Origin of the sequence: Shewanella psychrophila (assembly GCF_002005305.1) — a bacterium.
GTDB lineage: Bacteria > Pseudomonadota > Gammaproteobacteria > Enterobacterales > Shewanellaceae > Shewanella > Shewanella psychrophila.
Map to the genome: position 1 here is coordinate 1,641,691 of NZ_CP014782.1, position 12,546 is coordinate 1,654,236.

A 12,546-nucleotide genomic window follows, 5' to 3' on the forward strand; every position below is an offset into this window, starting at 1 on the left:
CCGTTCTAGAAAAAGACCGCGTTCGCCGGGGCTATAAAATCAGGCTTTCCGCCATGTCATAGAACTATTTAAACTGACGAGGTACTCCAGCTGAAATGATTCAGGTCAAGTCCAACCGGACACCTTACTTTGTAATTTTTCAAAGCTGATAGGTGTTAAATCCCCGAGCATAGTATGCAGCCATGAGTGGTCGTAATACCGGATATATTCTTCAACATCTAGCTTTATCAATTCTCGTGTTAAATGAACCAATTTTAACAGCCATTCATGCTTCAAACTTTCAAAGAAACGTTCAACAACAGCGTTACCCAAACAGGCTCCTACACAACTTATAGAAGCAACTATCGAAGCAACTATCCCATGCTTCCTCAACTGCTTTGAAACTGCTTTGAAACTGCTAACAGGTGTATTGTAAGCTTCTGTCACTATGAAACATGACATCTCTTGCTAGCTTACGCAGCGTTAGTATCAGTTGTAATTCCCGCTCAACTAAGCTTACGATCATACATTTTTATATTTTCTCTGCCACCTGTAACTGTTTATATATTATTTAGAAAATAAGTATATTTTTTGATGTTAAGCTGTAAAACCCTCAATAATAGATTCTACCTAATACCTTTTTAAAACTATCAAATTTTTTTGTAACCTAACTAAGAGTGAAGACAAAAATGAAAAAACTTCTATTCCTACTCTCTACTTGCTCGATAACTTTTTCAGTCATGGCACATCCCACTGATAATTTACTCAATGATAACTTAAATATGATTAGTCATAAAAATAGAATCATAGGAGGTCATATTGCTAATGCAGCTCTGTATCCTTCCTATGTTTCAATAAGGGTTATAAGGAAGGACACAGATAAAGAAGAGAATGTCTGCGGTGGTGTATTAATTGCGGACAATTGGGTTTTAACAGCTGCTCATTGTAAATCTGGTTTTGATGCCTCAGGGGACAGCGCTATATTCAAACCTCTAGGTGAAGTAGGAGTTTCACTACGTAATAATGGAAGTTTTGAGGCAAACATAAAAATTGATGATTTTTTTATTCACCCTAATGATCCGACAATGAAATATGGAGGAGATTGGGATGCCGCATTACTTAAACTTTCCGATAAAGCTACAACACATGGGGCTGAAATATCCCCAATTTACCCTACGGAAAAGCCGATTGGTGAAAGTGTAACACTTGTTGGGCTGGGCCTTACTGAAAATGGAGATGGCCATCCTGAAACAAAGTTAAGAAAATTCGACACTTTAGTAACGGAAGATGACCATTGTATTTCAGAAGTTGAGGGTAGTGAGGACATATATAAACCAGAACATAGCCTATGTATTGGTCAAGAGGGTATTGCCCAACGTAGTGGTATGACTGATTCTGGTGGACCAGCTTATATTCGTAATAGTCAAACCAATCAACTAGAAGTCGCTGGTATTGTTCAAGGTGGAGTTCGTATATATGATGATCCTGAACACTGCCACAATAATAGCTGTATTTGGGAATCCGAGGAGTATACACGACTGACAATGACGAGCTCTCTAGTAGAGTGGATAGAAGAGACTGTTACTAACAATCAATGATGCTTGTGGCTTAATAAAATGATTACGGACTTTTGAAGTATCAAGAATCAGCTTAAGATATACAGCTATTGCATTTCACACTGCGGACAGTAATCCCGCAACAACTCTTTACAAAACACGCTTTATGTAAAGAGTTGCTTTGTTCGGTATAGTCTACATGTGGCTTAACATGGCAATGAGAAATTATGACCAACGGGCGTAATGTGAAATGAAACAAACCTTGCTTACCTAAGTGGATCTGGCTACTATCTCATTAAAAATTAATCTACTCACACTAGCTAAAATGTTTAAACATAAATTAACAGATACAAAGAGTCGATGGCTTATTTCATTGATGATGGTATTAAATGTTGGTCTTATCGAAATTCTACTTCTAAAAATGATGCCAGCGGTAGGAATGGCAGGCTTAGCTATATTTCCAGTTATTATTTTCCCATTAGCTTTGTTGAATTTTTTTATTTGTTTCACAATAAAAATAATGAGACGGAAGCAGTCATTAATTATTCTTTTTTTCATACAATTTATATTTTTATTCTTGTTCCATCCTCAAGAAACGGGAAAAAACCCATTGCACATTATAACAAGCTGTATAAATGGTACATATTCCTATGGGACGTGTAACATGAGCTTTTTTACGAAAAAATTCTGTGATTTTTGCCTATAAATTGTAGTAATCGGAGGCAGCCCCCTTGAAATCATCTTTTATTCAACCATAGTCAGGGATAAGCTTCACACTCTTACCAATTAAGATTTCATAAGGATTCAAATACTGTAACAACTTTCTGGGACGAATATTAATTAACAATTGGAGCATTTTCGATTTACTTTCTAATTATTTACTATCGCCAGATTTCAGTCACCTTAGGATCTAAATAGCAGGAAAAGAGTTTAGGCATGGCAATCAGCAAGGCCGTTAAGCTAAAGAGGTATCGAATGAGAACCATATCGATCACCATAGCAAACATACCTAAGCTGATGAATATCGCCAGAACCGGAAGTGCCGCCTTAAATCTGGTTCGTTCGTTCCTGTGGTATTCTAACTCTTCAGGCAATAACAGCTGAACCAGCTCCAATGCATGGGCTTTAACCGTCTGGTTGATGAATACGACTCTATGACGCTGACCTTTGTGCTTAACATAGAAAATATCTGAATTGTGATCACTCACCAATTCAGATATCTCATCGAAGGGAATACGCCGCACTTTTTTGGGGTCGGCTAGTGCAATAAGTTCATCTACTGATGCACTATGTTGATATTCAATTTGTAGCCGTTTAGCAACTCGGCGTTCAAATTCAAAAAAAACCAACTCATCTGCTTGTATTAACACTAAGTATTTATCATCAACATCTAACCAGGAACTTTGTGTATAAAACCCTTCAGGTAGGCTTCCTTGAGAGACTCTGACACACAGATGCTTTAACACAAAATAGGCTATTACGCTGACAAATGCGCTGAATAACACGGCATTTAAAAAGTGCTCTAGTACTCCTTCTGCTGCCGAATAACTATCTACAAATGCAGCTTGATCTAACTGTTTCCACAGATAGGAGTCAGGGTCAAAGTATTCCACAAATAATACCGACCAGAAGGTAGTAAAAATGAATATGGCGAAGGTGACAGACCAAATAACATATTGGCTTTTCTGGCTTGGGGATCGGTATTTTATCATGCTACTTCCCTGTATATGACTGCGTGAGCTTTCCGATGCAAGATCCATCAACTTAGCTCATAGAATGCTGTCAGCTTTGATCATTCACCGCTCCCATCCTGGAACGTAAACTTACAACTGATCAATTACCCGTCACTAAAACTATAGCAGTAAAAACCAGTAATTCTCATTAATGCGAACTTTTCCACTTATTCATACTTAAGGTTTAGATTATCGAATATATTTTCTCTTTCGCCTCTTTGAGCCCAACATCAGGAATAAATTGTTCACTTATCGTCATGATAGAAAACAAGTTATTCCTGAGTTTTTCTTTATCTAAGGGCTTAGCCAACTCCCCATCAACATCCCCAGTGCTCAGGGACGTTTGTAACAGGTGCAGCGCCATATCAGCGAGTAAAAGTCTCTGTTTATTAAGCCATGCTTCATCCCCCTGCACTGCAGGATTATCAAGATAAGCTTGTTCAACAAGACTGTGCATTTTCCAACTTTGGGCAATAAGCTCGTCTCTATCAAGGTCTGTCATTTACCTTTCAAGTCCCCTTTTATCATTTTCGTCCAGGCTCGAAACTATCGTACCTAGGTAACTCAGCGTCTAGCAGTTCCCAATTCGCTTTCGATGATACAAAGTTATGGGAAATGGGCCGCTCTAAAATATCCGAATCGAGAATTCCCAAACGTAGCCTAATTCGACTCTTATCATCGCTATTAGAGCTAAACACAGGAGAGCCACACTGCTTGCAAAAATGACGCGTTCGACCAGGTTTAAAACTAAATTGACTCAATTTATCCAGACCCCTAATTATGCTGAAATCGGCACTATTGACGAAACCATTAGTGGCATAGGCCGTGCCGCTGTTTTTACGACACAAGGAGCAATGGCAATGAATAATGTCTGAGATGTCACCTTCAACTGTCACTTCAACTTCGCCACATAGGCATTTTCCCTGATACATTCTCTCTCCTTTTCTTTTCGAACTATTGTAAAATGTAAAATTAAGTCACTAATATTGATTTCAGTCCAGATATAGCTCGCCTTTACTCACCAGCACACTATTACCACCGATCCAGGTATCACTAACCCGGCCAGTTTGCTTTAGCGCCCGGGCTTTAAGCATACTAGGACGATCCATCTCAACGCCTTGCGCTATGGTCCATTCCAACATACCGTCCTGTAAATGTGAATGATGCGCTAGCAATCCGGCTAATGCACAGTTGGCACTACCGGTAGCCGGATCTTCCGGTACACCATCGAAAGGGGCAAACATCCGAGCCTGAATATCAAACAGTTTCTCTCCTTTTGACGCTTCATCTCGTTTTACATAGAGATGGATATCAGGGGTCACACCTAGGGCTTGTATCTTCTCGAAAGCGTCCAGCTTAGTTCTCGCCCTTGATAACGCATCTAAGCTCATCAGCTCAACCATGAGAAATGGCAACCCCACCGAGGCCACAATGGGCTGATGGGTGCTAAGGCAGATATCATCACTATTGAGCGACAACGCCTCGGCAACGAGAGGTGCATGGATACTCAGTCCCAAGGAAAGCATCTCTGGCGCATTAAGTTCACAGAAAATACCGCCATCGGTACTTTCTGTTATGGAAATGGGCACTAGCCCAGCTTTCTCTTCGAAGATGATAGTTTGCAATACTTGTTTTCTATCTTGGGAAATGAGCTGACCCGTTTTAGCCAATAAAAATGCGGTGCCCACATTTGGATGTCCAGCAAAAGGGACTTCAATAGACGGAGTAAAAATTCGCACCTTTCTGGTGTTTCCATGCTCGGCTGGAAACACGAAGGTGCTCTCAGGAAAATTAAACTCACGGGCTATTTGCTGCATCTGCTTAGGGGTTAATCCTTGTGCATCCGGCAGTACGGCTAATTGGTTGCCACCAAATCGCTTATCAGTAAACACATCACAAATATAATAGGAATAAGACTTCATCGATTAGTTTCCATTTTATGGTTTAATACCAATTGGTTTAACTTTACGTATAACATTCAATGAACACCTGTCATGTAGGCACGATTTGAGTGATCACTTCAGTTTTAACAGAGTTCGCGATAAAGCACTGTTCATGGGACTCTTGCAAAATATTCAGGCATGCTATCCCTCTTTATTTAACCAGATAGAGGCAATCATCCAAGCCAATAGGCTCTGGATATTGAGCTTCTACGAAGCCAAGATGTAGATAAAGGTTTAATGCGGGTAAGTTATGGCTTAAGACAAACAAGGATAAGTTGCCAGGTCTATTTTCTATCCCTAAATGTTGATAGCCAGACTCACTCAACAAGGCGATTAAAACATGGCTGACCTTTTGATTTACAAACCTTCCTGACAAGCATTTTTTACCACGAAAAGCAGGCGCGATAACCAACCGGCCCAGATGACACTTATCATTGCGGCGGTAACACTGGCCAAACCCGGCTAACTCCCCCTCATTGGTGATTAGAGAATATGAGATTAAATCATCTAACTTCAGATCTTCGGTAAAGCTTGTGTCAGTGAAAGGGTACCTAAAATTGGGCCCAGCCCAATTTTTAAGAGCTGCCTCATGGCTAAACCAGGTCATCAACTGCTGTACCTGGTATCTGTCAACACTGAAAAGCTTCATCTTTAATTCCTTTGAGCTATTTGTGCATCTCAAGTTAATGCCAAAACATAAATCTCTGACACAAATGTGTTTGCGAAACTAAGCTTCCAAGATACAGTATTCTCTCATGGCTAAGTAAGCAATTTCTCCGTTTACATTTCATTTATCTATGAATTAGTTGTAACTAAATACTCTGTTTATTTAAGGTTTATATCTATGTCTTTATTGCCCTTTTCTCAAGCATGCGAAAATAACAAGGCCCCAATACTCGAAGTCATCAGCCAAGTCTTTTCATCATCAAGTTTGATATTAGAAATCGGCACCGGAACGGCTCAGCACGCCGTGCATTTCGCACCAGCACTACCCCACCTGACATGGCAAACCAGCGATCAAGCCTGCTATCTCGACGGCATTGAGGCTCAACTTGAGTTCGTACGTTCCCAAGGCGCTCAACACACAGATCCCATCGACAATATCCAAAGCCCGTTAATACTAGATGTCACTCAGACTTGGCCACTGGGAGAGCTACAAAAAGAAATAGACGGTATTTTTACTGCCAATACCTTGCATATAATGGCAAAAGAGATGGTAGAAGCCTTTTTTATTGGCGTGGGTAAACACCTACGCACAGGCGGCAGCTTATGTATTTATGGTCCATTTAATTACAATGGCAATTACACCAGCGACAGCAATGCCAGATTTGATGTCTGGTTAGCACAGCAAGATAATAGAAGCGCTATTCGTGATATTGAATGGATAGCTGAACTGGCCGAAACTCAAGGGCTGAGATTAATAGAAGATCATGAAATGCCAGCCAATAACCGTTTACTGAATTTCAAAAAACTTAACTGACTAATGCTTACCTCTGGATTATTTATAGAGGTAATTTTGTTGTTTATATTAAAGGTAACGCTCATTAAATTTAAAATACAAAACGAGCATTTTTTCACTTCGATGAGCTGAAATAATTTCAAAAAATAAAAATAAAAATAAAACCCTTTAAAATCAAAGCGTTAAAAAAAACTATTTTCTTTACTTAAATGTTACAATATGTATAATTAATGACCACGTTAATAATTTTGAGAGGATAAGATGACAATACTCAATTCACCATTATTCACTCCTCAAGATTTAAATGTATTTATTCCCATCTCCTCAGCTATTCTTTTCTGTTGGTTCACTCAAGATCCAAAAATAAAACTTAACTTTGTCAGCTCGCACTCTCTCTAACTTTTAAAACTAATTTTCAAACTAACTTTTAAAGCTACTTTTGAAATCATTTAATTGAATTAGAGAACTAATGCTATGTTTAATTTACCCCAACCTTATAAAATTAAGGCTGTTGAGCCTATTCACCTACTCTCAGAAAAGGAGCGTTTTCAAGCTTTGACTGATGTAGGCTTTAATCCTTTCCTGTTAAAAAGTGAACAAGTCTTTATTGACCTATTGACCGACTCAGGCACAGGAGCCATGAGCAACCAGCAATGGGCAGCCATCATGCGCGGAGATGAATCCTACGCTGGCAGTTCGAGCTATTATGCATTAGAAGCTGCAGTGACAGATATTTTTGACTATCAATATACGATACCAACGCACCAGGGACGAGGCGCCGAACAAATACTTTTCCCGGTTTTAATCAAAGAAATGAAAGAGAAACGAGGTGGAAAAGAACCGGTATTTATCTCTAACTATCACTTTGACACCACCGCAGCCCATGTTGAACTAAATGGCGCAAAAGCGGTCAATGTCGTCATTGAAGATGCCTATAACGCCAGTACTTTTCACCGCTGGAAAGGTAATTTTGATGTCGATTTATTGCAGACAAATATTGAACATTATGGCGCCGAAAACATCGCGGCCATCATCATGACAGTCACTTGCAATAGTATGGGTGGACAACCCGTGTCTATGGATAATATGGCTGAAGTGTATGCTATTGCCAAATTAAACAATATTCCAGTGGTTATCGATGCTGCACGCTTTGCAGAAAATGCATGGTTTATCAAAGAGCGTGACCCTGATTATTTTAACGTTGATATCAATGAGATAGTTAAAACCATGTTCCACTATGGAGACATGTTTACCATGTCAGCCAAAAAGGACGCCATGGTTAACATTGGCGGGTTATGCTGCTTTAAAAATAGGATCGATCTCTATCAGCAAACTCAAGTACTTTGTATTCCTATGGAAGGGTTTGCCACTTATGGTGGATTAGCAGGCAGAGACATGGAAGCCATGGCGGTAGGACTCTATGAAGCGATGGATTACTCCTACCTCACGGCGCGAATAAGCCAGGTATCTTTACTCAGTGAAAGGCTAGCTGAAGTGGGTATTCCCGTTCAAAGCCCCAGTGGAGGCCATGCCGTATTTATTGATGCCAAAGCCTTCCTGCCCCACATTCCCCCTCATCAATTTCCAGGGCACGCGCTCGCGATTGCCCTCTATCTGGAAGGAGGGATCCGCAGCGCTGAAATCGGCTCCTTACTACTTGGAAGAGATCCAGAAACCGGGAAGCAAAAAGAGTCACCAACAGAGCTTCTCAGACTCGCAATCCCCAGACGCGTCTACACCAATGAGCATATAGACTATGTGGTCAATGCGTTCATTAATGTCATGGAGAAAAAATCAGAAATCCCAGGCTATACATTTACTGTAGAGCCCCCTGTTCTGAGGCACTTCCTCGCACAATTCACCCCAGTTTAAATATTATCAAGACCATCCATGCTGTTCATTAAATAATGAATGGCATGGCTATTTAATTGATGATGTTTACCCGAGTCTATCTCGGCGCAATATGAGGTCATCATCATAAACTAATTAATATAGGTTACTTAGTTATGGAATATTCTAATAATCAACTCTCGCTGATATACGGTGCGGCCGTAGTCGTCAGCACAGCTGTCGGTGTAGGTATGATGAGCCTACCAATAGTCAGTATCGGCATGTGGTTTTTCCTCAGTGTCACAGTCGTGGTATTGACTGCAATATATATGCTCGCCGCGGGCTCATTGTTACTCGAAGTGAATATGAACTACCCCGTTGGGACTGGGTTTCATTCAATGATAAAAGATTGCATGGGGAACAAACCCACTTATTTCAATGATGCCATGATGATATTTAATGGCTTCATTTTATTATATGCTTATATTACCGCCGGAACAGACACAATCAAAGTTTACAGTGAGATTCTAGTTGGGTTTGAAATAAACTCAACATTATCAGCCTTGTTATTCACTGCTGTTTTAGGCGCTATTATCTGTTGCAAGCCCATTATTATCAGCAAGATTTCATGTTCATTAATATTTATTATGTTATGTACTTTTGCTTATCTTCTTATAGACCTTGGTAATACAGTAGAATTAAGCAACATTATAGCTAAGGAGCAATCACTATTCGATAGCACTGTCCCACTCCTGCCCTATGTCATATTAACCCTCCCCTTCTTTATGGCGGCAGCTGGTTACCAACAAATAATCCCCATGCTAAGAAATTTATATAAAAACAAGCCTAAACGTGTCATGAAAAGCATTTTTCTTGGACTGTCCATTGTGAGTATTTTCTATATTTTATGGATGTTCGTCATTATGGGAAACCAAAGCCAAAATGACATGATTGATAAAGTGAATGCTGGTAATACCAATATTGAAGGCATTGTTTCATTGATAAGCCATAACAGTAGTGAGCTTAATGCCCTGCTGTTTTTCTTTGTACAAGTGGCGGTGATCACCTCTTTTATCGGTGTAGCGAAGGGTTTACTTGATTACCTGTCAGACATTTTAATTAATCAATTGGGGTTAACCCCCCGTTATCCACGGTTACTCGTGCTTGTCCCACCGCTTTTATGTTCATTAATGTTCCCACACGGATTTCTTATCGCCATCGGCTTTGCCGGATTAGCCGGGGCGATTTGGGGAGGGATTTTTCCAGCAATATTGGCGCAGATCAGTCGGAAAAAACACGTAAACAATGGAGATGGATATGTCACATTTGGCGGCAAGATGACCCCTTGGTTCACATTGGCCTACAGCGTGTTGATCATCAGCTCTATGCTGCTGTCCTCTTTTGAGCTGTTACCCACCATGCCTCAACGTTAACAATAATGACATTAAAGGACTAATAGCATGAATCATACTCATTTCTCCGTAAATAATTGTTTTGTTTGGCTGGCCATACTTGTCACCATTATTCTTCCAACGAGTCAGGTTATCGCCAAAGAATATCCTGACATTGAGTTACCCGCTACACCTGTGATGCCCCAAGCTCATTCTGCCATCGATATCGATGCTGATTATCTGGCTTATGGCACTGGAGCCACTGAAACAAAGTCAGATAAAGATCCCAATGCAGCTGGAGGCATTATCAGATTGATGTTTAACTGGACACTGATTGAAAACGAGCAAAACGACACAGGTAAATTTGTCTTCAAGGTCGAGCATCGTCATAAATATACAGATACTAGCCCGAAAAAGTTTGTCATCGACAATGTCGGCGCGGTTGGGCTCATACTGCCCATCCTTAGCGATCAAGGCCTGCGTTTAACCAACCTTTATTGGAAGCAGCAGTTTAACCAGAATCAAACAGAACTATTGGTCGGTTTTCTTGATACCACCGACTACATTGACACTTATGCATTAGGCAATCCCTGGAATGGATTTTCAAATTTCATCTTCAGTACTGGTGCTGGCACGATTGCAATGCCCGATGAAGCGACATTAGGCATATCGATTAGGCATATGTTTAATGATGAATTTTATGGCTTAGCCAGTCTCTCCGACGGTAATGCCGATTCCAGTAACCCTTTTGAAGCGGCTAGCAATATATTTGATGAGCAGGCGCTATTTAGCTCACTGGAACTGGGCTGGGTTGAATCACTGGAGCAGTTTTATACCCGAAATCTGCATCTTATTGCTTGGCAACTTGATGGCGGCACCCGCCACAGCACACAGGACAGCCAAGGCATCAATTTATCGGCTACCTATATGATTGAACGATGGATCCCTTTCTTACGTGCAGGCTACGCTGAGGGGGATGCCAGTTTACTCTCAAGCTCTGTAACCGCTGGGGTAGGTTTCGTTGGATTAGGCACAGGACAAGACTCACTTAACCTTGCCCTTGGGTGGGGCAAGCCCAATAAAGACTTGTTCGGTACGCAATTTGATGCTCAATACACGGGCGAGCTTTTTTACAAATACCGCCTTAATGAGCACCTCACGTTCAGCCCAAATATTCAATATCTGCATACTTTACCATTGAACCCTGAGGCTGATAATTCTTGGGTATGGGGGTTAAGAGTTCATTTCACCTTATAAAAACAGGTATTATTTTACAGCCCCTCATTGTTATTCTGTCCTTTAAAACGGCGGATTAACAATGAGGCACTACACAGAGTTAATAGCCATACAATTAATAACGCTATTGGGATACATTTTCAATATTTAGCCTAACTTGATAATAAAATTGGCGCCACCGATCCCTGCATCCTCAACCGATACGGTTCCCTTATGTTTATGAATAATTGACTGCACTATGGCAAGGCCTAGCCCATATCCTCCGGAATCTCTGGAGCGACTCGGGTCTAAGCGAGTAAAGGGTTCAAATATTTGATTTTTCTTACCAGGGGCTAGCCCTGATCCATCATCTTGAATGCTAATGATCACAGAGTGATTGTCACTCTCGACCGTGACTAGGCATCTAGAATAGGCAAAACGTCCTGCGTTTCTTAGAATGTTAGATAAGGCAATGACCATCAATTTAACATCACAATTGAGTGGGTAATGAGTTTCATCATCATAAACATACTGAATTTTTGGATAGAAGCCTTGAACCTTTTCTATGGACGTTTCGACTAACTCTTTAACACTCGTTAAACTCAGTTCAATTTCTGCTCCATCATGCTGAAGGCGTGAATATCTCAGTACTTGTTTAACCAGCTCATCGAGCTCTTTAATTGAGTCCTCAAGTTGCCCCTTTAATTGCGCACGCTTATTACCATCGGCCTCTTCGAGCAACTCTATGGCAAACTCCATTCGAGCTAGTGGGCTTCTGAATTCATGGGCAATTCCATGGAGTAGGTCTCTTTGTGTCACTAGAAGCTGGTCGAGCGCCTTAGATTTTTGCAGATTAGTTTTCGACATCATGTCGGCTTGAGAGATCAGTGAGTCGATATTAATCAAGTCGTTTGAAGTGGAACTGTCTACAGACAGTGACTCACTTAGTCGCCTCATCGCCTTAATATCTTGATAATGAAGCAAGCAGACCGTCGTTATCGCCACAAGCAAGGCAAACATCCAGGTAAATATCTCAGCAGCATAGGCCAAACTCACATCATCGATTGGCCCGGCAACTAACACATACTCAGGGGACAGTGGATAATAAATAAGGCCCATATCGAGATCGATTATACCGTTAGTGCCAATTGGAGAAGCGAGTTGCTCTAAGGTTTCTTCGCTGAAGTTATCTGCATTATGCTTATCAATCGTCACGTGGACGGATAATAGATCCGACAATAGACTGGATTGCTGTTGCCACAACTCAGGGGTGATTTTATCAAATCTGTTGTTAATCTGATCACGATATTGCGACAGATCATTATTGAATGTTTGCATGGCAAATCTATCGATAACATCATAAAAAATGGCCTGACTCAACAAAGCTGCAATACTGAAACTAATTATTAATGCCACCACCGAGCGCACTATTTTATTCAT

The 12,546-nt window shown here is 40.7% G+C and carries 11 protein-coding genes and 1 pseudogene; 5 read left to right on the forward strand and 7 right to left on the reverse strand.

Annotation, left to right across the window (positions count from 1 at the left end; genetic code table 11):
• Window positions 1-105: 105 nt before the first annotated feature.
• Window positions 106-511, reverse strand: a pseudogene (locus sps_RS29215) (IS3 family transposase); the annotation flags it as partial.
• A gap of 157 nt (window positions 512-668) precedes the next feature.
• On the opposite strand from sps_RS29215, the gene sps_RS07320 reads away from it, so the two are divergent.
• Window positions 669-1,577 carry a S1 family peptidase gene (locus tag sps_RS07320; RefSeq protein WP_077751937.1) on the forward strand — a complete coding sequence of 303 codons (909 nt, stop codon included), beginning with the start codon at window positions 669-671 and terminating at the stop codon, window positions 1,575-1,577.
• A gap of 839 nt (window positions 1,578-2,416) precedes the next feature.
• Here the strand turns inward: sps_RS07320 and sps_RS07330 are convergent.
• The 5 genes from sps_RS07330 to sps_RS07350 form a co-directional block, all read right to left on the reverse strand.
• The gene (locus sps_RS07330; protein WP_077755584.1) at window positions 2,417-3,247 is read right to left on the reverse strand and encodes a 2',3'-cyclic-nucleotide 2'-phosphodiesterase; all 831 of its coding nucleotides are present in this window, start codon (window positions 3,245-3,247) and stop codon (window positions 2,417-2,419) included.
• A gap of 205 nt (window positions 3,248-3,452) precedes the next feature.
• Entirely contained in the window at window positions 3,453-3,770 is a 318-nt protein-coding gene (locus tag sps_RS07335) for a hypothetical protein (protein WP_077751939.1), read from the reverse strand.
• 22 nt (window positions 3,771-3,792) lie between these two features.
• Window positions 3,793-4,200, reverse strand: coding sequence for a GFA family protein (locus tag sps_RS07340; RefSeq protein WP_077751940.1), 408 nt, complete (start codon window positions 4,198-4,200; stop codon window positions 3,793-3,795).
• A 60-nt stretch (window positions 4,201-4,260) separates the two neighbouring features.
• Window positions 4,261-5,190, reverse strand: coding sequence for a PhzF family phenazine biosynthesis protein (locus sps_RS07345; protein WP_077751941.1), 930 nt, complete (start codon window positions 5,188-5,190; stop codon window positions 4,261-4,263).
• A 172-nt stretch (window positions 5,191-5,362) separates the two neighbouring features.
• Entirely contained in the window at window positions 5,363-5,860 is a 498-nt protein-coding gene (locus sps_RS07350; protein WP_077751942.1) for a GNAT family N-acetyltransferase, read from the reverse strand.
• 195 nt (window positions 5,861-6,055) lie between these two features.
• Between sps_RS07350 and sps_RS07355 the strand changes: the two genes are divergently transcribed.
• The 4 genes from sps_RS07355 (at window position 6,056) to sps_RS07370 (ending at window position 11,148) form a co-directional block, all read left to right on the forward strand.
• The gene (locus tag sps_RS07355) at window positions 6,056-6,691 is read left to right on the forward strand and encodes a DUF938 domain-containing protein (RefSeq protein WP_077751943.1); all 636 of its coding nucleotides are present in this window, start codon (window positions 6,056-6,058) and stop codon (window positions 6,689-6,691) included.
• Between the two features lie 453 nt (window positions 6,692-7,144).
• Window positions 7,145-8,542 (forward strand): tryptophanase, encoded by a 1,398-nt coding sequence (locus tag sps_RS07360; protein WP_077751944.1) that lies wholly within the window; start codon window positions 7,145-7,147, stop codon window positions 8,540-8,542.
• A 134-nt stretch (window positions 8,543-8,676) separates the two neighbouring features.
• Window positions 8,677-9,933, forward strand: coding sequence for an aromatic amino acid transport family protein (locus sps_RS07365; RefSeq protein WP_077751945.1), 1,257 nt, complete (start codon window positions 8,677-8,679; stop codon window positions 9,931-9,933).
• A 27-nt stretch (window positions 9,934-9,960) separates the two neighbouring features.
• Window positions 9,961-11,148 (forward strand): carbohydrate porin, encoded by a 1,188-nt coding sequence (locus tag sps_RS07370; RefSeq protein WP_077751946.1) that lies wholly within the window; start codon window positions 9,961-9,963, stop codon window positions 11,146-11,148.
• A gap of 126 nt (window positions 11,149-11,274) precedes the next feature.
• Here sps_RS07370 and sps_RS07375 read toward each other — a convergent pair whose 3' ends face one another.
• Window positions 11,275-12,546: a sensor histidine kinase gene (locus sps_RS07375; protein WP_077751947.1), complete on the reverse strand. Its 1,272-nt coding sequence runs from the start codon at window positions 12,544-12,546 to the stop codon at window positions 11,275-11,277.

What these genes read in the sequence shown, in the direction of transcription:
- sps_RS07335 (WP_077751939.1), bottom strand. Translation starts at nt 3,770, where the DNA reads ATGACAGACCTTGATAGAGACGAGCTTATTGCCCAAAGTTGGAAAATG.
- sps_RS07340 (WP_077751940.1), bottom strand. Translation starts at nt 4,200, where the DNA reads ATGTATCAGGGAAAATGCCTATGTGGCGAAGTTGAAGTGACAGTTGAA.
- sps_RS07345 (WP_077751941.1), bottom strand. Translation starts at nt 5,190, where the DNA reads ATGAAGTCTTATTCCTATTATATTTGTGATGTGTTTACTGATAAGCGA.
- sps_RS07320 (WP_077751937.1), top strand. Translation starts at nt 669, where the DNA reads ATGAAAAAACTTCTATTCCTACTCTCTACTTGCTCGATAACTTTTTCA.
- sps_RS07330 (WP_077755584.1), bottom strand. Translation starts at nt 3,247, where the DNA reads ATGATAAAATACCGATCCCCAAGCCAGAAAAGCCAATATGTTATTTGG.
- sps_RS07365 (WP_077751945.1), top strand. Translation starts at nt 8,677, where the DNA reads ATGGAATATTCTAATAATCAACTCTCGCTGATATACGGTGCGGCCGTA.
- sps_RS07375 (WP_077751947.1), bottom strand. Translation starts at nt 12,546, where the DNA reads ATGAATAAAATAGTGCGCTCGGTGGTGGCATTAATAATTAGTTTCAGT.
- sps_RS07350 (WP_077751942.1), bottom strand. Translation starts at nt 5,860, where the DNA reads ATGAAGCTTTTCAGTGTTGACAGATACCAGGTACAGCAGTTGATGACC.
- sps_RS07360 (WP_077751944.1), top strand. Translation starts at nt 7,145, where the DNA reads ATGTTTAATTTACCCCAACCTTATAAAATTAAGGCTGTTGAGCCTATT.
- sps_RS07370 (WP_077751946.1), top strand. Translation starts at nt 9,961, where the DNA reads ATGAATCATACTCATTTCTCCGTAAATAATTGTTTTGTTTGGCTGGCC.
- sps_RS07355 (WP_077751943.1), top strand. Translation starts at nt 6,056, where the DNA reads ATGTCTTTATTGCCCTTTTCTCAAGCATGCGAAAATAACAAGGCCCCA.